Source organism: Streptomyces olindensis, assembly GCF_040645895.1.
GTDB lineage: Bacteria > Actinomycetota > Actinomycetes > Streptomycetales > Streptomycetaceae > Streptomyces > Streptomyces olindensis.
On sequence record NZ_JBEYZD010000003.1, the window covers coordinates 26497 to 46593 of the forward strand.

16 protein-coding genes are annotated in these 20097 nt (G+C 72.4%); 6 read left to right on the forward strand and 10 right to left on the reverse strand.

All coding sequences use genetic code 11. The features are described 5' to 3' along the window. Window positions 1-67 precede the first annotated feature (67 nt). The 3 genes from ABZ948_RS02240 to ABZ948_RS02250 form a co-directional block, all read right to left on the reverse strand. A complete protein-coding gene (locus tag ABZ948_RS02240; protein ID WP_359756438.1) occupies window positions 68-1531 on the reverse strand; it encodes a glutamate synthase subunit beta in 1464 nt (487 codons plus the stop codon). Continuing rightward, window positions 1524-6128, reverse strand: a complete 4605-nt coding sequence (gene gltB / locus ABZ948_RS02245) for a glutamate synthase large subunit (protein WP_359756718.1) — start codon at window positions 6126-6128, stop codon at window positions 1524-1526. The genes ABZ948_RS02240 and gltB overlap by 8 nt, the downstream gene beginning before the upstream one ends. A gap of 382 nt (window positions 6129-6510) precedes the next feature. Continuing rightward, window positions 6511-7242, reverse strand: coding sequence for a VIT1/CCC1 transporter family protein (locus ABZ948_RS02250; RefSeq protein ID WP_359756440.1), 732 nt, complete (start codon window positions 7240-7242; stop codon window positions 6511-6513). Window positions 7243-7457: 215 nt separating this feature from the next. On the opposite strand from ABZ948_RS02250, the gene ABZ948_RS02255 reads away from it, so the two are divergent. From ABZ948_RS02255 to ABZ948_RS02280, 6 genes are read left to right on the forward strand one after another with little or no spacing between them, the layout of a single operon-like run. Next, window positions 7458-8522: an ADP-ribosylglycohydrolase family protein gene (locus tag ABZ948_RS02255; RefSeq protein WP_359756441.1), complete on the forward strand. Its 1065-nt coding sequence runs from the start codon at window positions 7458-7460 to the stop codon at window positions 8520-8522. Then, window positions 8519-9757, forward strand: a complete 1239-nt coding sequence (locus ABZ948_RS02260) for an ADP-ribosylglycohydrolase family protein (RefSeq protein ID WP_359756442.1) — start codon at window positions 8519-8521, stop codon at window positions 9755-9757. Before ABZ948_RS02255 ends, ABZ948_RS02260 begins: the two co-directional genes overlap by 4 nt. 7 nt (window positions 9758-9764) lie before the next feature. Then, window positions 9765-10934, forward strand: a complete 1170-nt coding sequence (locus tag ABZ948_RS02265) for an ADP-ribosylglycohydrolase family protein (protein ID WP_359756444.1) — start codon at window positions 9765-9767, stop codon at window positions 10932-10934. Next, window positions 10922-12283, forward strand: a complete 1362-nt coding sequence (locus tag ABZ948_RS02270; RefSeq protein ID WP_359756446.1) for an ADP-ribosylglycohydrolase family protein — start codon at window positions 10922-10924, stop codon at window positions 12281-12283. The genes ABZ948_RS02265 and ABZ948_RS02270 overlap by 13 nt, the downstream gene beginning before the upstream one ends. Further along, the gene (locus ABZ948_RS02275; protein ID WP_359756447.1) at window positions 12280-13491 is read left to right on the forward strand and encodes a CaiB/BaiF CoA transferase family protein; all 1212 of its coding nucleotides are present in this window, start codon (window positions 12280-12282) and stop codon (window positions 13489-13491) included. Before ABZ948_RS02270 ends, ABZ948_RS02275 begins: the two co-directional genes overlap by 4 nt. Continuing rightward, window positions 13488-14300 (forward strand): HpcH/HpaI aldolase/citrate lyase family protein, encoded by an 813-nt coding sequence (locus ABZ948_RS02280; protein WP_359756448.1) that lies wholly within the window; start codon window positions 13488-13490, stop codon window positions 14298-14300. The genes ABZ948_RS02275 and ABZ948_RS02280 overlap by 4 nt, the downstream gene beginning before the upstream one ends. A gap of 72 nt (window positions 14301-14372) precedes the next feature. Here ABZ948_RS02280 and lgt read toward each other — a convergent pair whose 3' ends face one another. The 7 genes from lgt to ABZ948_RS02315 all read right to left on the reverse strand — a co-directional run bounded on the left by lgt (window position 14373) and on the right by ABZ948_RS02315 (window position 20056). Further along, window positions 14373-15305 (reverse strand): prolipoprotein diacylglyceryl transferase, encoded by a 933-nt coding sequence (gene lgt / locus ABZ948_RS02285; RefSeq protein ID WP_359756450.1) that lies wholly within the window; start codon window positions 15303-15305, stop codon window positions 14373-14375. Window positions 15306-15389: 84 nt separating this feature from the next. After that, window positions 15390-16166: a DsbA family protein gene (locus ABZ948_RS02290; RefSeq protein ID WP_359756452.1), complete on the reverse strand. Its 777-nt coding sequence runs from the start codon at window positions 16164-16166 to the stop codon at window positions 15390-15392. Between the two features lie 86 nt (window positions 16167-16252). Next, a complete protein-coding gene (trpA, locus tag ABZ948_RS02295) occupies window positions 16253-17089 on the reverse strand; it encodes a tryptophan synthase subunit alpha (RefSeq protein WP_359756453.1) in 837 nt (278 codons plus the stop codon). After that, on the reverse strand, window positions 17086-18372 hold the full coding sequence (gene trpB / locus ABZ948_RS02300; protein WP_359756455.1) for a tryptophan synthase subunit beta: 1287 nt from the start codon (window positions 18370-18372) through the stop codon (window positions 17086-17088). The genes trpA and trpB overlap by 4 nt, the downstream gene beginning before the upstream one ends. Before the next feature lie 77 nt (window positions 18373-18449). Then, window positions 18450-18650 (reverse strand): tryptophan biosynthesis modulator TrpM, encoded by a 201-nt coding sequence (trpM, locus tag ABZ948_RS02305; RefSeq protein WP_359756456.1) that lies wholly within the window; start codon window positions 18648-18650, stop codon window positions 18450-18452. Window positions 18651-18671: 21 nt separating this feature from the next. Beyond that, window positions 18672-19481: an indole-3-glycerol phosphate synthase TrpC gene (gene trpC, locus ABZ948_RS02310; protein ID WP_359756457.1), complete on the reverse strand. Its 810-nt coding sequence runs from the start codon at window positions 19479-19481 to the stop codon at window positions 18672-18674. A 140-nt stretch (window positions 19482-19621) separates the two neighbouring features. Further along, window positions 19622-20056: a DUF2752 domain-containing protein gene (locus ABZ948_RS02315; RefSeq protein WP_359756458.1), complete on the reverse strand. Its 435-nt coding sequence runs from the start codon at window positions 20054-20056 to the stop codon at window positions 19622-19624. Window positions 20057-20097: the final 41 nt, after the last annotated feature.

Genomic DNA, 20097 nt, shown 5'->3' on the forward strand with positions numbered 1-20097 from the left:
GGGGACTGTCGGGCAGACGCTGTCTGTGTTCCGTACGCCGTTGTACGGGACGTCTTGTGAGGTTCCGTCAGACCATCAGGGCCCGGTCCGTCGGGCGGATCGGCGCCGGCAGGTCGCTGGCGCCCGTGAGGTGGCGGTCCACTCCGCGCGCCGCCGAGCGGCCCTCCGCGATCGCCCAGACGATGAGCGACTGGCCGCGGCCCGCGTCACCGGCGACGAACACGCCCGGCACGTTGGTCTGCCAGTCGGCGTCGCGGGCGATGTTGCCGCGCTCGTCGAGCTCCAGGCCGAACTGCTCGACCAGGCCGTTCTCGCGGTCGGTGCCCGTGAAGCCCATCGCCAGCGTCACCAGCTGGGCCGGGATCTTGCGCTCGGTGCCCGGCTTCGAGGTCAGCTTGCCGTCGATGAACTCCACCTCGGTGAGGTGCAGCCACTGGACGTTGCCGTCCTCGTCGCCCTCGAAGTGGGTCGTCGAGACGGAGTAGACGCGCTCGCCGCCCTCCTCGTGGGCCGAGGTGACCTTGTACAGCATGGGGAAGGTCGGCCAGGGCTGGTTGGTCGGGTGCCGCTCGTCGTTCGGGCGGGGCATGATCTCCAGCTGCGTGACGGAGGCCGCGCCCTGGCGGTGGGCGGTGCCCACGCAGTCCGCGCCGGTGTCGCCGCCGCCGATGACCACGACGTGCTTGCCCTCGGCGGAGATCGGGGGCGCCACGTAGTCGCCCTCCTGGACCTTGTTGGCCAGGGGCAGGTACTCCATGGCCTGGTAGATGCCCTTGAGCTCGCGGCCGGGCACCGGCAGGTCGCGGGCCGTGGTCGCGCCGACGGCCAGGACGACCGCGTCGTAGCGCTTCTTCAGGTCCGTGGCCTTCAGGTCGCGGCCGATCTCGATGCCCGTGCGGAAGCGGGTGCCCTCCGCGCGCATCTGCTCGATGCGGCGGTTGATGTGCCGCTTCTCCATCTTGAACTCGGGGATGCCGTAGCGGAGGAGGCCTCCGATGCGGTCCGCGCGCTCGTAGACGGCGACGGTGTGGCCGGCGCGGGTCAGCTGCTGGGCGGCGGCGAGGCCCGCCGGGCCCGAGCCGACGACCGCGACGGTCTTGCCGGACAGGCGCTCCGGGATCTGCGGGGCGACGTCCCCGGTCTCCCACGCCTTGTCGATGATCGAGACCTCGACGTTCTTGATGGTGACCGGCGGCTGGTTGATGCCGAGCACACACGCCGACTCGCACGGGGCCGGGCACAGGCGGCCCGTGAACTCCGGGAAGTTGTTCGTCGCGTGCAGCCGCTCCGACGCCGCGCCCCAGTCCTCGCGGTAGGCGTAGTCGTTCCACTCGGGGATGAGGTTCCCCAGCGGGCAGCCGTTGTGGCAGAACGGGATGCCGCAGTCCATGCAGCGGCTGGCCTGCTTGCTGATGATCGGCAGCAGGGAGCCGGGGACGTAGACCTCGTTCCAGTCCTTGACGCGCTCCTCGACGGGGCGGGACTTGGCGACCTCGCGCCCGTGGTTCAGGAAGCCCTTCGGGTCAGCCATTGATCGCCGCCTCCATCATCTTCTCGTGGGTCTCGGTCTCGGAGAGACCGGCTCGCTCGGCGGCGTCCTTGGCGGCGAGCACTGCCTTGTACGTGCTGGGGATGATCTTGCTGAAGCGCTCGACGGCGGTGTCCCACTCGGCCAGGAGCTTCTCGGCGACGGTGGAGCCCGTCTCCTCCTGGTGGCGGCGGACCACGTCGTGCAGCCACTGCTTGTCGGTGTCGTCCAGCGCCTCGATGGCGTCCACGTTGCCCACGTTGACGTTGTCCCGGTCGAGGTCGATCACGTAGGCGATACCGCCGGACATGCCGGCCGCGAAGTTGCGGCCCGTCTCGCCGAGGACCACCGCGTGACCACCGGTCATGTACTCGCAGCCGTGGTCGCCCACGCCCTCGGAGACGACCGTCGCGCCGGAGTTGCGGACGCAGAACCGCTCACCGGTCTTGCCGCGCAGGAACATCTCGCCGCCGGTGGCGCCATAGCCGATGGTGTTGCCGGCGATGACGCTGTACTCGGCGAGGTGGTCGGCCGCGCGGTCCGGGCGGACGATGATCCGGCCGCCGGACAGGCCCTTGCCGACGTAGTCGTTGGCGTCGCCCTCCAGGCGCAGCGTCACACCGCGCGGCACGAACGCGCCGAAGGACTGGCCGGCGGAGCCGGTGAAGGTGATGTCGATGGTGTCGTCGGGCAGGCCCGCGCCACCGAACTTCTTCGTCACCTCGTGGCCGAGCATGGTGCCGACCGTGCGGTTGATGTTGCGGATCTCGACCTGGGCGCGCACCGGCTGGGCCTCGGTGGCGTCCGAGGCGGCCAGGGCGTCCGCGGCCAGCTTGATCAGCTGGTTGTCGAGCGCCTTCTCCAGGCCGTGGTCCTGGGCGATGAGCTGGTGGCGCACCGCGCCCTCGGGCAGCTCGGGCACGTGGAACAGCGGCTCCAGGTCCAGGCCCTGCGCCTTCCAGTGGTTCACCGCGCGGGTGACGTCGAGGGCCTCGGCGTGGCCGACGGCCTCCTCGATGGAGCGGAAGCCCAGCTCGGCGAGGATCTCGCGGACCTCTTCGGCGATGTACTGGAAGAAGTTCACGACGTACTCGGCCTTGCCGTTGTACCGCTCGCGCAGCACCGGGTTCTGCGTGGCGATGCCGACCGGGCAGGTGTCCAGGTGGCAGACGCGCATCATGACGCAGCCGGAGACGACGAGCGGCGCGGTCGCGAAACCGAACTCCTCGGCGCCGAGCAGCGCGGCGATGACCACGTCACGGCCGGTCTTCAGCTGGCCGTCCGTCTGGACGACGATCCGGTCGCGCAGGCCGTTGAGCAGCAGGGTCTGCTGGGTCTCGGCGAGGCCCAGCTCCCACGGACCACCGGCGTGCTTCAGCGAGGTGAGCGGGGAGGCACCCGTACCACCGTCGTGACCGGAGATCAGGACGACGTCCGCGTGCGCCTTGGACACACCCGCGGCGACCGTGCCGACGCCGACCTCCGAGACCAGCTTCACGTGAATCCGCGCCTGCGGGTTCGCGTTCTTCAGGTCGTGGATCAGCTGCGCCAGGTCCTCGATGGAGTAGATGTCGTGGTGCGGCGGCGGGGAGATCAGGCCCACGCCCGGCGTCGAGTGCCGCGTCTTGGCGACCCAGGGGTAGACCTTGTGGCCGGGCAGCTGGCCGCCCTCGCCGGGCTTGGCGCCCTGGGCCATCTTGATCTGGATGTCGTCGGAGTTGACCAGGTACTCGGAGGTCACGCCGAAGCGGCCGGAGGCGACCTGCTTGATCGACGACCGGCGGGCCGGGTCGTACAGGCGCTCCGGGTCCTCGCCGCCCTCACCGGTGTTGGACTTGCCGCCCAGCTGGTTCATGGCGATGGCGAGGGTCTCGTGCGCCTCCTGCGAGATGGAGCCGTACGACATGGCACCGGTGGAGAAGCGCTTGACGATCTCGGAGACCGGCTCGACCTCGTCGATGGAGATCGGCTGCCGGTCCGACTTGAAGCCGAACAGGCCGCGCAGCGTCATCAGCCGCTCGGACTGCTCGTTCACGCGCTCGGTGTACTTCTTGAAGATGTCGTACCGGCCGGAACGCGTGGAGTGCTGGAGGCGGAAGACCGTCTCCGGGTCGAACAGGTGCGGCTCGCCCTCGCGGCGCCACTGGTACTCGCCGCCTATCTCCAGCGCGCGGTGCGCCGGGGCGATGCCGGAGGCCGGGTAGGCCTTGGCGTGCCGGGCGGCGACCTCCTTGGCGATGACGTCGATGCCGACGCCGCCGATCTTGGTGGCCGTGCCGTTGAAGTACTTCTCGACGAAGGCCTCGTCGAGACCGACGGCCTCGAAGACCTGGGCGCCGCGGTAGGAGGCGACGGTCGAGATGCCCATCTTCGACATGACCTTCAGCACGCCCTTGCCGAGGGCGTAGATGAGGTTGCGGATGGCCTTCTCGGGCTCGACGCCGGGCAGGAAGGTGCCGGCGCGGACCAGGTCCTCGACGGACTCCATCGCCAGGTACGGGTTGACGGCGGCGGCGCCGTAGCCGATGAGCAGGGCGACGTGGTGGACCTCGCGGACGTCGCCGGCCTCGACCAGCAGGCCCACCTGGGTGCGCTGCTTGGTGCGGATGAGGTGGTGGTGGACGGCCGCGGTGAGCAGCAGCGACGGGATCGGCGCGTGCTCGGCGTCGGAGTGGCGGTCCGACAGGACGATCAGGCGGGCACCGTTGTCGATGGCGGCGTCGGCCTCGGCACAGATCTCCTCGATCCGCGCGGCCAGCGCGTCACCGCCGCCGTGCACCCGGTACAGGCCGGACAGGGTCGCGGCCTTGAAGCCGGGCATGTCGCCGTCGGCGTTGATGTGGATGAGCTTGGCCAGCTCGTCGTTGTCGATGACCGGGAAGGGCAGCACGACGCTGCGGCAGGAGGCCGCGTTCGGGTCGAGCAGGTTGCCCTGCGGGCCCAGCGAGGAGCGCAGGGAGGTGACGAGTTCCTCGCGGATGGCGTCCAGCGGCGGGTTGGTGACCTGCGCGAACAGCTGCGTGAAGTAGTCGAACAGCAGCCGCGGGCGGTCCGACAGCGCGGCGATCGGCGAGTCGGTGCCCATCGAGCCGATCGGCTCGGCGCCCGCCTTGGCCATCGGCGCGAGGATGACGCGCAGCTCCTCCTCGGTGTAGCCGAAGGTCTGCTGGCGGCGGGTGACCGAGGCGTGGGTGTGGACGATGTGCTCGCGCTCGGGCAGGTCGCCCAGCTCGATCTCGCCGGCCTCCAGCCACTCCGCGTACGGGTTCTCGGCGGCCAGCTCGGCCTTGATCTCGTCGTCCTCGATGATGCGGTGCTCGGCGGTGTCGACGAGGAACATGCGGCCGGGCTGCAGACGGCCCTTGCGGACGACCCTGGAGGGGTCGATGTCCAGGACGCCGACCTCGGAGCCGAGGACGACGAGGCCGTCGTCGGTGACCCAGTAGCGGCCGGGGCGCAGGCCGTTGCGGTCGAGGACCGCGCCGACCTGGGTGCCGTCGGTGAAGGTGACACAGGCCGGGCCGTCCCAGGGCTCCATCATCGTGGAGTGGAACTGGTAGAAGGCGCGCCGGGCCGGGTCCATGGAGTCGTGGTTCTCCCACGCCTCCGGGATCATCATCAGCACCGAGTGCGGCAGGGAACGGCCGCCCAGGTGCAGCAGCTCCAGGACCTCGTCGAAGGAGGCGGAGTCGGAGGCGTCCGGGGTGCAGATCGGGAAGATCCGCTCCAGGTCGTCGCGGCCGCCGAAGAGGTCGGAGACGAGCTGCGACTCGCGGGCCACCATCCAGTTGCGGTTGCCCTTGACGGTGTTGATCTCACCGTTGTGCGCGACGAAGCGGTAGGGGTGGGCCAGCGGCCACGACGGGAACGTGTTCGTCGAGAACCGGGAGTGCACGAGCGCGATCGCGGAGGCGAAGCGGCGGTCGGACAGGTCCGGGAAGAAGGGCTCCAGCTGGCCGGTGGTCAGCATGCCCTTGTAGACGATGGTCCGCGCGGACAGCGACGGGAAGTACACGCCGGCCTCGCGCTCGGCGCGCTTGCGCAGCACGAAGGCCTTGCGGTCGAGGGCGATGCCCGTGGCGGGCACGGCGGTGCCGTCGCTGACGAAGATCTGGCGGAAGACCGGCATGGTCGACCGGGCGGTGGCGCCCAGCAGCTGCGGAGCGACGGGCACCTCGCGCCAGCCGAGGACGGTCAGGCCCTCGTCGGCGGCGATCGTCTCGATCTGTGAGACGGCTTCGGCGGTGGCGTCCTCCGGCAGGAAGGCGATGCCGACCGCGTAGGCACCCGCCTCGGGGAGTTCGAATCCGGCCACGTCACGGAAGAAGGCGTCCGGGACCTGCGACAGGATTCCGGCGCCGTCACCCGAGTCGGGCTCGGAGCCGGTGGCACCGCGGTGTTCGAGGTTGCGCAGGACGGTCAGAGCCTGCTCGACCAGGGTGTGGGACGCCTCGCCGGTGAGGGTGGCGACGAAGCCGACGCCGCAGGCGTCGTGCTCGTTGCGGGGGTCGTACATACCCTGCGCAGCAGGGCGAGCATCCATGAACGACCAGTTCTGGCCATTCGCGGAGTGCTGGGACGGCTGGCGCGGCGTACGCATCGGCTCTCCCGTCGTCGTCATGTGGCATATGCAAAGTGCCGAGGGACGACGTTGGCCCTCGCGTGATCGCAAAATTTCGTGCAGGTTACATGATGGAGCGGTTCTCGGGAACCGGGATAACCCGTTCCAACATGCGGACACCGCTGGCTCGCGGCGGGGGTACCGCGCCCGCGGTGGAAGCTATGGGGGGCCAGCACGGAACGACCGGGTGAGATCGATGCCCGTCGGGCCCGACGGTGGTACGGGCGTCTTCGCCCGCCCCACTGGGATGCGCGGCGGGCCTCATTGCCCGCAGCGCTTACGGCTCATGCCCCGTGGTTGCAGGTTCGAAACCAGCGAGTAACGGCTACTTATGCGGCCCATCGCATAAGTCGGAGCCGCGCTATCCTACGGCCGTTCCGAACAGCGTGCCCAGGGCGTACGTCACACCGGCCGCGGCACCCCCCAGGAACAGCTGGCGCAAACCGCTGTACCACCAGGTCCGGGCGGTCACCCTCGCCACCACCGCACCGCACATGAAGAGCCCCAGCAGCGCCAGCAGCACGGCCGGCCACAGGCTGCTCGCCCCCAGCAGATAGGGCAGTACGGGAATCAGCGCGCCCAGCGCGAAGGAGCCGAAGCTCGACACGGCGGCCACGGTGGGCGAGGGCAGATCGGCGGGGTCGATGCCCAGCTCCTCACGGGCGTGGATCTCCAGTGCCTGCTCGGGATCCTTCGACAGCTGCCGGGCCACCTCCGCGGCCAGTCCCGGCTCGACGCCTCTCGCCTCGTAGAGCGCGGCCAGCTCGGCCTCCTCGTCCTTCGGATGCTTGCGCAGCTCGCGCCGCTCCACGTCCAGCTCGGCCTCGACGAGCTCGCGCTGCGAGGCGACGGAGGTGTACTCGCCGGCGGCCATGGAGAAGGCGCCGGCGGCCAGGCCCGCGAGCCCGCTGAGGACGACGGTGTGCTGACCGGCCGCCCCGCCCGCGACACCGGTCATCAGGGCGAGGTTGGAGACGAGGCCGTCCATCGCACCGAACACCGCGGGACGCAGCCAGCCGCCGTTCACGTCCCGGTGGGTGTGGTTGTCCCGGTGCGCCTCGTGCAGCGCCGCCTCGGTCTCGATGATGGCCATGGAAAGAACCCCACTCCCCTACTTTGGACAAGTTCCAGAGTTTTACAACACCAAAACTACGCCCGGAATTCCGTTCCCGCCAGCAAGGAAAGGCTGGGCTAACCTGCGGTTTTACCGTTTTCCGCTCACTTGATCATGGGCCCGCGCAGATGTCGACCGGGTGATGCTGGGGCTCGTGAGGCTCGCCGGGGTCGTCGCAGTGGGACACATGCCGTATGGCATCGATCGCCTGCATCCCCTCCGCCCCGGCGCCCGGGGACGCCGCCGGACTCCGCGCGCGGGCCCGGGGCGCACTGCTGGGCCTGGCCGTCGGTGACGCCCTCGGGGCGCCCGCCGAGAACATGAAGCCGTCCGAGATCCGCGCCCGGTGGGGCCGCATCACGGGCTACGTGGCCGAGAAGCCGTCCGGCACGGACGACACCGAGTACGCGATCTTCTCCGGCCTCCTCCTCGCCCGGCACGGCTCCGCCCTCACCCCGGCCCATGTGGAGGCGGCCTGGCACGAACTGATCGCCGACCGCGACGAGGGGCCCTTCCGGGGCGCCGGGTTCAGTGAACGCGGCACGCTGGAGAACCTGCGCCGGGGCCTGGCCGCCCCCATCTCCGCCCAGCACCGGCACGCCTGGAGCGACGGCCTGGCCATGCGCGCGGCCCCCTTCGGGGTGTTCGCGGCGGGCCGCCCCGCGGAGGCGGCCCGGCTGGTCGCGATCGACGGCTCGGTGAGCCACGACGGCGAGGGCATCTACGGCGGCCAGGCGGTGGCGGCCGGGGTGGCGGCGGCGATGGCCGGGGCCCCGCCGATCGCGGTCGTGGCCGCCGCCCTGGCGGTCGTGCCCGACGACTCCTGGACGGCCCGCAGCCTGCGCCGCGCGGTGACCGTGGCCCACCGCGGCGAACGCGCGGTCCGCTCGGCGGTCGTCATCGGCGGCTACCCCTGGACCGACCTGGCCCCCGAGGCGGTCGCCCTCGCCTTCGGCGCGTACGCGGCGGCCGACGGCGACTTCGAGCAGTCCGTCCTGACCGCGGTGAACATGGGCCGCGACGCGGACACGACGGCGGCGGTGGCGGGCGCGCTGGCGGGCGCGACCAGGACGATGTCGGCGATCCCCGCGGCCTGGGCGTCGGCCATCACCCCGGCCCGGGGCACCTGCCTCCCGGCGATGGCGGGCCACCACGTCCTGGAGGTGGCGGACCTGCTGACACCGGCGGCCCCCGGCCCACAACCGGAGCCGACGGACTTCGTCCTGGCGGCGGGCGAGGGAACGGAGGCCGTTTCATGACAACGCACGAGCCCGCGGCCGCCGACGGCGAGGTCGCCCCACGGGAGACCAGGACCCCTCGGGTGACAGTCACGGGCGGTGCGCGGGCGGGAGACAAAAGGGCCGAAGGCGAAGCCGAGGCCCCCGGACGCGCCGAAGGCCTCCTGCTGGGCCTGGCGGCCGGCGACGCCGCCGGCTGGCCCGCCGCCCGCCACCGAGCCGCCCGGATGCCCGACTGGACCCGCCGCCTCACCCGCGAACTCGACACCTTCGCCGAACACAACGCGACGACCACCCTCCCCGTCCCCATCGCCCTGAACCAGCCCCCCGAGCCCCTCCGCCTCGGCCCCTCCGACGACGCGGAATGGGCGGCCTTCGCCGCGGAAGCCCTCCTCCTCGCCGGCGACGACACCGTCCTGAACGACCTCGGCCGGGACCGCCGCACCCGCGCGGCGATCGACCTCACCTGGAACGCCCTCGCCGGCGAGGTCGCCGCGGCGGCGGACCGCGCCCCCGAGATCGAGTCCGCCGTCCTCCCCCTGCGCGCCCGCATCTCCGTCCGCGCCGGCCTCGGCAACCTCGCCACCGGCCTGCGCCCGCCCGCCACCGGCCACGACAACCCGCACTACTTCGACGACGCCGCCTGCGTCCGCGCCTGCGTCCTGGCCGTGGCCCACCCGGGCGACCCCCGCCGCGCCGCCGGCCTCGCCGAGTTCGACGCCCGCTACACCCAGGACGGCGACGGCGTCCACGGCGCCCGCGCCATGGCGGCGGCGCTCGCCCTCGCCCTGGCCGGCGCGCACGTCGACGCCTGCGTCACGGCGGCCCTCGCCGAACTCCCGGAGGAGACGGAGATCGGCCGCAACGCCCGGCACGCACTGAAGCTCGCCGCCGCCGCGGACAGCGCCTTCGCCCTGGTCCCGCCCCTGGAGCACCAGATCGTCGACCACGTCTACAGCTACGGCATCGCCGCCGCCGAGACCGTCCCGGTCGCCCTCGCCCTGGCCACCGCGGCCCGCGGCCGCATCACCGAGGCGGTCCCGGCGGCGGCCTGCCTGTCCCGCGTCGCGGACTCCGCCCCGGCCCTGGCGGGCGCCCTCACCGGAGCCCTCGGCGGCGGCGCGTCGATCCCGGCGTCCTGGCGCGAGACCTGCCGCACGCTCTCCGGCTGCGTCCTGCCCCGCCTCACCGGCACCGACCTCGTGGAACTCGCCGGACTCCTGGAAGCCGCACAACCGGCCCGCCCGGGTGGATGATGCGGCCATGCAGCCCAAACCACACCAAAACGCCCCACTGGACGAGAGGATCACCGGAGCGCTGGTCGGAGCGGCCGTCGGCGACGCCCTCGGCGGCCCCGTCGAGGGCTACGCGCCGGAGCAGATCCTCGAACGCCACGGCGGCCGCGTCCACGGCATCGTCGGCCCCTGGCACGGCGACGACTGGCGCACGGCCCGGCCCCTCGCCCCGTACCACAAGGGCGACGGCCACGTCACCGACGACACCTTGATGACGCACGCCCTGGTCCGCGTCTACGCCCGGGTCCGCGACCACCTCGACGCCTACGCGATCGCCGACCACCTGGTCCCCGACCTGATGACCGAGCCCCGCTGGATCCCGGAGCTGGAGACCGAGGCCCTCCCCCTCCAGCGGATCTTCCTCGCGGAGAAGTGGCTGGTCGCCAGGCTCCACTACGGTCATGCCGACCCGCGCGAGGCCGGCACCGGCAACATCGTCAACTGCGGTGCGGCGATGTACATGGCCCCGGTCGGCCTGGTCAACGCGGCCGACCCGCGGGCCGCGTACGCCGAGGCCCTGGACGTCGCCGGCGCGCACCAGTCGTCGTACGGCCGTGAGGCGGCGGGCGTCCTGGCCGCGGCGGTGGCAGCGGCCTGCACCCCCGGAGCGACCCCGGACTCGGTCGTCTCGGCGTGCCTGTCCCTGGCGAAGGACGGTACGCGCACGGCGATCGAGCGGGTCTGCGAGGAGGCCGCCCGCCACACGGACTTCGAGTCGGCGCTGCGCCCCCTGCGCGAGGCGGTGGCCCCCTACGACACGGTGGGCCCCGACTACCGCGCCCCGTCCCTGGGCGCCCGCCGCCCCTCCCGCCTGCACGCGATCGAGGAACTCCCCGTCGCCCTGGGCATGCTGCTCCTCGCACAGGGCGACTACCGCCATGCGGTGCTCGGCGCCGTGAACTACGGCCGGGACTGCGACTCCATCGCCACGATGGCGGGCGCCCTGGCGGGAGCCCTGGGCGCACCGGTCCCGGAGGACTGGGCCAAGGCCGTCGCGGAGGCCAGCCGCCTGGACCTCTGGGAACCGGCGGCCACGCTCACGGAGGTGACCCGCGAGATCTTCGCCCGGGACGTCTCCCGCCGCCGCGCCCACGAACGGGCCTTCGCATCGCTCGGAGGCGGGGAATGCTCCGACTGACCTGGGTCCAGCCGGAGGACCTGCTCGGCCACGAACTCCGCCAGGCGGCGCAGGACGGCCGCGAACCGAAGGCCGTCGCGGCCCGCTGGCGAGCGGCGGGCGGCCCCGAGGCCCCCACCACGGCGGGCGCCTCCCCCACCCCGGTGTCCCGCTACCTCCGCCAACTGGCGGAAGACCTCCTGGACGAACTGGCGGACCTGCCCAGCGCGTTGGCGGACGACGAACCGACGGACCTGGAGCGGATCAGGGCCGTGTGCGCCGACTGGCCGGAGCCCGCCCCCGCCTCCGCCACACCCCACCGGCCCCTCGAAGCCGCCTGGCTGGGCCGGGCCACCGGCTGCCTCCTCGGCAAACCCGTCGAGAAACTCCCCCTGGAAGCCATCCGCCACCTGGCCAGGGCAACCGGCAACTGGCCCCTCACCACCTACTTCACGGCCAAGGGCGTCCCGGGCGAACTCCTCGCCGCACACCCCTGGAACCGCCGCTCGGCCACAACCTCCCTCGCCGAGAACATCGACGGCATGCCCGAGGACGACGACCTCAACTACCCCCTGCTCAACCTGGTCCTCCTCCAACGGCACGGCAGGACCTTCACCACCACGGACGTGGCCCGCACCTGGCTCGACGAACTCCCCGCCGGCCGCACCTTCACCGCCGAGCGCGTCGCCTACCGCAACCTCCTCACCGGTCTGGAACCCCCGCACACGGCCCGACACCGCAACCCGTTCCGCGAATGGATCGGCGCCCTGATCCGTGCCGACGTCCACGGCTGGACCAACCCCGGCGACCCGGCAGCCGCGGCCGCACAGGCCCACCGTGACGCCACCCTCACCCACACCGCCAACGGCGTCTACGCGGCGATGTTCACGGCGGCAGCCATCGCGACCGCCGCCACCGGCACCGCCGACGTCCACACCTGCCTGCGCACCGGCCTCACGGTCGTCCCACCACGCTCCCGCCTCGCCCGAGCCGTCCGCCAGGCCATCGAACTGGCCCGCGAGCACACCGACTTCGACACGGTCGTCGACGCACTCCACGCCACCCACGCCGCCACCCACCACTGGGTGCACGCCGTCCCCAACACCGCCCTGATCGCCGCCGCCCTCACCCACGCGGACGGCGACTTCACCGGCTCCATCTGCCGTGCGGTGAGCGGCGGCTGGGACACCGACTCCAACGGCGCCACGGCCGGCAGCATCGCCGGGCTGCTCGCGGCAGACCCCGCGGCGCTCCCCGACCGCTGGACGGCCCCGCTGAAGAACCGCCTGTCCACCTCCATCGGCGACTTCAACGGCATCGGCTTCGACACCCTCGCCCACCTCACCCACCGGGAGACCCACCGCTCATGACCGCGCCCCAGTCCGCGCCTCTGCCCGCGCCCCTCACCGGGCTGCGCGTCCTCGACCTCGCCACCCTCTTCGCCGGACCGATGGCCGCCACCCTGCTCGGCGACTTCGGCGCGGAGGTCATCAAGGTCGAGCACCCCGGGAAACCGGACCCCTCCCGCGGCCACGGCCCCTCGAAGGACGGCGTGGGCCTGTGGTGGAAGATGCTCGGCCGCAACAAGCGGACCATCACCCTGGACCTGTCGAAGCCCGGCGGCCGCGCCGCCCTGCTGCGCCTCGCCGCCACCGCCGACGTGATCGTCGAGAACTTCCGCCCCGGCACCCTGGAGAAGTGGGACCTGGGCTGGCCGGAGCTGTCGGCCGCCAACCCCCGCCTGGTGCTGGCCCGCGTCACCGGGTTCGGCCAGTTCGGCCCCTCCGCTCACCGCCCCGGCTTCGGCACCCTCGCCGAGGCGATGAGCGGCTTCGCCGCGATCACCGGCGAGCCGGACGCGCCCCCGACCCTGCCGCCGTTCGGCCTGGCCGACGCCATCGCGGGCCTGACCACGGCGTACGCGGTGATGACGGCCCTCGCCGCCCGGGAGCGCACCGGGGAGGGGCAGGTCGTCGACCTGGCCCTGATCGAGCCGATCCTGGCCGCCCTCGGCCCCCAGCCCCTCTGGTACGACCAGCTCGGCCACGTCCAGTCCCGCACCGGCAACCGCTCCCCGAACAACGCCCCGCGCGGTGTCTACCGCACCGCCGACGGCACCTGGGTCGCCGTCTCCACCTCGGCCCAGTCGGTCGCGGAACGCGTGATGCACCTGGTCGGCCGCCCGGAACTGATCGACGAGCCGTGGTTCGCGACCGGCGCCGACCGCGCCCGCCACGCCGACGTCCTGGACGAGGCCGTCGGCTCCTGGATCGCCGAGCGCACCCGCACCGACGTCCTCGCGGCCTTCGAGAAGGCGGAGGCGGCGGTGGCCCCGGTCCAGGACGTCCGGGACGTGATGGCCGACCCGCAGTACCAGGCGCTGAACACCATCACCACCGTCGACGACCCGGAACTGGGCCCGCTGCGCATGCAGAACGTCCTCTTCCGCCTCTCCGCCACGCCCGGCGCGATCCGCTGGGCCGGCCGCCCGCACGGCGCCGACACCGACGAGGTCCTCACCGAACTGGGCCTGTCCCCGGACGACCTCACGGCGCTGCGCGCGGAGGGCGCCCTGTGACGGCGTTCCCGCTCACCTGGCTCTACGCCCCGGGCGACCGCCCGGACCTGGTGGCGAAGGCCCTCACCCGCGGCGCCGACGTCGTCGTCGTCGACCTGGAGGACGCGGTCGCCCCCGACCGGAAGGAGTACGCCCGCGCCGCCACCGCCGACCTGCTCGCCGACCCGCCGCCGGTCCCGGTGCACGTCCGCGTCAACGCCCTGGACGGCCCCTGGGCCGAGCGGGACATCGCCACCCTCGCGACGGCCCCCGGCCTGTCCGGGCTGCGACTGCCCAAGGTGACCTCCCCGGCCGGGATCACCCGCGTCGCGCCCCGGGTCACCGCCGGGCTGTACGCCCTGCTGGAGACGGCCCTCGCCGTGGAACAGGCGTACGCCGTCGCCACCGCCCACCCGAACCTGCGCGGCATCGCGCTCGGCGAGGCGGATCTCCGGGCCGACCTGGGCGTACGGGACGACACGGGCCTCGACTGGTCCCGCTCCCGGGTCATCGTGGCGGCCCGGGCGGCGGGCCTGCCCCCACCGCCGCAGTCGGTCCACCCCGACACCCGTGACCTGGAGGGCCTGGCCGCGTCCTGCGCGCACGGCCGCGCCCTGGGCTTCCTGGGCCGCGCCGCGATCCACCCCCGCCAGCTCCCGGTGATCGAACGGGCCTATCTGCCCACCGAGGAGGAGATCGAGCGGGCCGAGACGGTCCTCAAGGCGGCCGCCGCGCGGCAGGGCGCCCAGGCCCTGCCGGACGGGCGCTTCGTCGACGCGGCGGTGGTGACGGCGGCCCAGCGCACCCTCTCCCTGGCCCGCCGCCGCTGACCATCCCCCCACCGGAAAACGCCGAGGGCGCCCGACAAGCTCCGGGCGCCCTCGGTCACGTACGGCAGACCGTCAGATCTTCTTCGCCGACCCCGCCTCGTCATCGACCTGGCTCTTGGCCCCGTCCTTACGGGACTCCGCCTCGTCCTCGGTCGCGGCGTCCCCGCCGGTCTCACCGCCGGAGGCCTCCGCTCCCGGCTCCACCACTTCTTCCCGGCCGGGCCGCTTCTTCGACGACAGCACCAGGTACGTCACGGCGAGCAGGAACACGAGGATCGCGGTCCACACGTTCAGCCGGACGCCCAGGATGTGGTGGGCGTCGTCGACGCGCATGTACTCGATCCACCCGCGCCCGGCGCAGTACGCGGCGACGTACAGCGCGAACGCCCGCCCGTGCCCGAGCCGGAAGCGGCGGTCCGCCCAGATGACCAGGAGCGCGACGCCGATGCACCACAGCGACTCGTACAGGAACGTCGGGTGGTAGGTGCCCGGCACCCGCCCGTCCGCCGAGGAGGTGATCTCCAGGGCCCACGGCAGGTCGGTGGGCTTGCCGTACAGCTCCTGGTTGAACCAGTTGCCCCAGCGGCCGATCGCCTGCGCGAGGGCGATGCCCGGCGCGACGGCGTCGGCGTACGCGGGCATCGGGATGCCACGGCGGCGGCAGCCGATCCACGCGCCGAGCGCGCCGAGCGCGATCGCGCCCCAGATGCCGAGGCCGCCCTCCCAGATCTTGAAGGCGTCCACCCAGTCGCGGCCCTCGCTGAAGTACAGCTCGTAGTCCGTGATCACGTGGTAGAGGCGGCCGCCGACGAGGCCGAAGGGCACGGCCCAGACAGCGATGTCGGCCACCGTGCCGGCCCGCCCGCCCCGGGCGATCCAGCGCTTGTTGCCGAGCCAGACCGCGACGAAGACGCCGATGATGATGCAGAACGCGTAGCCGCGCAGCGGAATGGGGCCGAGGTACAGCACCCCGCGCGACGGGCTGGGAATGAAGGCAAGTTCCATGGCAAGGTCGACGCTACCGTGCGGGACCGGGCCCCGGGCAGGGGGCCCGGCTACGGGTCCATAACAGGGGCGTGAGAAAACGCCTTACGCCTTGTTCGCCTCCTGCACCATCTGCTTCAGCTTGGCCGGCGTCATCGTCCGGTCCTGGTAGATGTTCTTGCCGTCGAACAGGACGGTCGGCGTGCCGGAGAAGCCGCCCTTGTCGAAGGCCTGGTGGGACTTGTCGACCCAGGCGTTGTGCGTGCCGTCCTCGACGCAGGTGCGGAAGGCCGGGGTGACCAGGCCGTCGACCTTGCCGGCCAGCTCGATCAGCTTGTCGGTGCTCGCGTAGGCGTCGTCGATCTCGGGCGGCTGGTTGTCGAAGAGCACGTCGTGGTACGCGGGGAACTTCCCGGCGTCCTGGGCGCAGGCCGCGGCGTTGGCCGCGTTGCGGGAGCCGCTGCCGCGCATGTTGCCGTCGATGAGGGTGACCAGGTGGTACTCGACCTTGAGCTGGCCGGCGTTGGTCAGCTCGTGGATCACGGGCCGGTATGCCGTCTCGAAGGACTTGCAGGCCGGGCAGCGGAAGTCCTCCCACACCGTGAGCGTGGACTTGGCGCTGTCCTTGCCGACCGGGATCGCCAGGCCGTCCTTGCCCTGGGCGCCCGAGGGGGCCACGACCGGGCCCGAGGCCTCGCCGCCGTCGTCCTTGCCGGCGTTGGCCGCGACGACGCCGATCACCGCCGCGAGTCCCAGGACGGCGACGACGGCGCCGCCGACGATCAGCGCGCGCCGGCGCTTCTCCGCGGACTTCTGCTTCTCGCGCTCGGCCGCCATCTTCTCCCGGGCGGTGCGCTTTCCCTCACGGTTCTTCTCGCTCACACCCCGGAAACGAACCGGGGAGGCGCACCGCGCCTCCCCGGCCTCAGGTCCACCCGTACGAGGGACCTGTATGACTTCCGGCTTTCTTACGCCCGCCCGCGCACGCCCTTTGCGAGGTCGCCGGCGAGCGCGCGCACGGCCTCGACGCCGGCCGCGTCGTCCGGGGCGTCGAGCATCGCCTTGACGAAGGCCGAGCCGACGATCACGCCGTCGGCGAAGCCGGCGACCTCGGCGGCCTGGGTGGCGTTGGAGACGCCGAGCCCGACGCACACCGGCAGGCCGGTGCCGGTGGCCCGGGTGCGTTCCACCAGGTCCTTGGCCTGCGAGCTGACGGTGGCGCGGGTGCCGGTGACGCCCATGAGGGAGGCGGCGTAGACGAAGCCGCTGCCCGCCGCGGTGATCTGCGCGAGCCGCTCGTCCTTGCTGCTGGGAGCGACGACGAAGACGGTCGCGAGACCGTGCTTCTCCGCGTGTTCCCGCCACAGCGCCGACTCCTGCACGGGCAGGTCGGGCAGGATGCAGCCCGCGCCGCCCGCCTCGGCCAGCTCCGCCGTGAACCGCTCGACGCCGTAGCGGTCGATGGGGTTCCAGTACGTCATGACGAGGATGGGATTGCCGGTGGCCTCGTGGGCCTCGCGGACCGTGCGCATCACGTCGGCGATCTTGACGCCGCCGCGCAGGGCGATGTCGTCGGCGGTCTGGATGACCGGGCCGTCGAGGACGGGGTCGCTGTGCGGCAGGCCCACCTCGACGACGTCGGCGCCGCCGTCGATGACGGCCTTGATCGCCTCGATGCCACCGTCCACGGTCGGGAACCCGGCCGGGAGGTAGGCGATGAGGGCGGAGCGCCCCTCGGACTTCGCCGTGGCGAGGGTGTCGCTCAGCAGCTGGCCCCTCTGACTGTTCACAGCAGCGCCGCTCACTTGGCGTCCCCCTCGATCTCGGCGGTGTCGGTGTCCGCGTCGGCGGCGACCTCGGCGTCGGTGTCGTACAGGCCGAAGTAGCGGGCGGCGGTGTCCATGTCCTTGTCGCCGCGGCCGGACAGGTTGACCACGATCAGCCCGTCCTTGCCCAGCTCCCTGCCGACCTCCAGGGCACCGGCCAGCGCGTGGGCGCTCTCGATGGCCGGGATGATGCCCTCGGTGCGCGACAGCAGGCGCAGGGCCTGCATGGCCGCGTCGTCGGTGACCGCGCGGTACTCGCCGCGGCCGGAGTCCTTCAGGTAGGAGTGCTCGGGGCCGATGCCCGGGTAGTCCAGACCGGCCGAGATCGAGTAGGGCTCGGTGATCTGGCCCTCGTCGTCCTGGAGGACGTAGGAGCGGGAGCCGTGCAGGATGCCGGGCTCGCCGGCGGTCAGGGTGGCCGCGTGCTCGCCGGTGTCGACGCCGTGGCCGGCCGGCTCGCAGCCGATGAGGCGGACGCCCTCGTCGGGGATGAAGGCGTGGAAGAGGCCGATGGCGTTGGAGCCGCCGCCGACACAGGCGATCGCGGCGTCGGGGAGACGGCCGGCCCGCTCCAGGAGCTGGCGGCGGGCCTCGACGCCGATGACGCGGTGGAAGTCGCGGACCATGGCCGGGAAGGGGTGGGGTCCGGCGACGGTGCCGAAGAGGTAGTGCGTGTGGTCGACGTTGGCGACCCAGTCGCGGAAGGCCTCGTTGATGGCGTCCTTCAGCGTGCGGCTGCCGGACTTCACGGCGATGACCTCGGCGCCGAGCATGCGCATGCGGGCGACGTTCAGCGCCTGGCGCTGAGTGTCGATCTCACCCATGTAGATCGTGCACTCGAGGCCGAAGAGGGCACAGGCCGTGGCGGTGGCGACGCCGTGCTGGCCGGCGCCGGTCTCGGCGATGACGCGGGTCTTGCCCATGCGCTTGGTGAGCAGGGCCTGGCCCAGCACGTTGTTGATCTTGTGGGAGCCGGTGTGGTTGAGGTCTTCCCGCTTCAGGAAGATCCGGGCACCGCCGGCGTGCTCGGCGAACCGGGGCACCTCCGTGAGCGAGGAGGGCCGGCCGGTGTAGTGGACCAGGAGGTCGTCGAGTTCCTTGGCGAACTCCGGGTCGTGCTTGGCCTTGTCGTACTCGACGGCCACCTCGTCGACGGCGGCGACGAGGGCCTCGGGGATGAACTTGCCGCCGAAGGCCCCGAAGTAGCCTTCGGGGTTGGGGGTTTGCCCCTCGGGGTCGGGGATGAAGAACTGGCTGGGCATGCGGATACCTCACGGTGAGTGTGTGTGTTGATCACTATTCGCCGTGGGGGCGGGGAAGGACTGTAGGCCGCGGGCCGTCAGTGGCTTGTCGCGCAGTTCCCCGCGCCCCTTGCGGGGCGCTGCTGCCATCGCATGCCGTTGACCTGCCCGGGCTCGTCACCGATGACGTACCGGACGCGGCGGCCGTGGACCCGGCGCGCGGGTGCGCGGCAGCCGCGGGGGCGGCAGCCGCGCGCGAGGCGGGCGTACCGGTCCACGGTCGTCATGGTGAGAGTCATCGGGGCAAGCCTAGCGGGAGATCAGCTCCGGCCGTGCCGGAGTGCGGGGTGTTCGCCCGCCGCCACCAGGTCCGAGACCGCCGTCTTGGGGTCCTTGCCGGTGACGAGGGACTCGCCGACCAGGACCGCGTCCGCGCCGGCGTTGGCGTAGGCGATCAGGTCGTGCGGGCCGCGGACGCCGGACTCGGCGATCTTGATGATGTGGGCGGGGATCTCCGGTGCCACCCGCTCGAAGGTGCCGCGGTCGACCTCGAGGGTCTTGAGGTTGCGCGCGTTGACGCCGATCACCCGGGCGCCGGCGTCGACCGCGCGCTCGACCTCGTCCTCGTCGTGGACTTCCACGAGCGGCGTGAGCCCGATGGACTCGGCGCGCTCGATGAGGGACTCCAGGGCGGGCTGGTCGAGGGCGGCGACGATCAGCAGCACGACGTCGGCGCCGTAGGCGCGGGCCTCCCACAGCTGGTACGAGGTGACGATGAAGTCCTTGCGCAGGACGGGGATGTCCACGCGGGCCCGGACCGCCTCCAGGTCGGCGAGCGAGCCGCCGAAGCGCCGCTGTTCCGTCAGCACGGAGATGACGGCCGCGCCGCCCGCCTCGTAGTCGGCGGCGAGCCCGGCCGGGTCGGCGATCGCGGCCAGCGCGCCCTTGGAGGGGCTGGAGCGCTTGACCTCGCAGATGACCTTGACGCCGTCGCCGCGCAGTGCGGCCGCGCCGTCCTTGGCCGCGGGAGCCTTCGCCGCGCGCTCCTTGAGCTCGTCGAGGCTGACGCGCGCCTGCCGCTCCGCGAGGTCGGCACGGACTCCGTCGATGATCTCGTCGAGCACACTCACGCGAGCGGCCCCCTTCCAGACTCTTGACAGTTCCAGCGACCGATCGACAAACCGATGGTCACTGCGATGGTATCCGCAGCGGGGCGTAGGCTTCGCATCCGGTTGACGCCGGTCCCACTACCTGGACATCCGCTGGTTGATCAAGGATGGAGCCAGCCTCCGAAGGGCAGGTTCCGGACAACGGTGAAGACCAGCAGCAACGCGCCGAGGCTCCACACCAGCCCCGGGCGCGGGTCGATCCGCATGGCACGCCCGCGCACCGCGTGGACCACCCATACGGTCCACAGCACCACGAAGGCCAGATAGCCGAGGACGGCGAGCGCGTTGGCGTGCAGGGCCGCCGGGAGGTCGCCGTGGACGAAGGCGTGCGCGCTGCGCAGTCCGCCGCAGCCGGGGCAGTACAGGCCCGTGTAGTGCAGCAGCGGGCAGACGGGGTAGTGGCCGGGTTCGTTGGGGTCGACCGCGCCCACGTAGGCGAAGGCGGCGGCGACGGCCGTGAGGATCCCGGCGGGGGCGGCCAGGCGGCCCGGGAGGCCGTGCGTCGTCCTTCGGCTGTCGGCGTTCACGACAGGCATTGTGCCCCGCCCACGCGTGAGGGGCGGCCCCGGCACCCGAA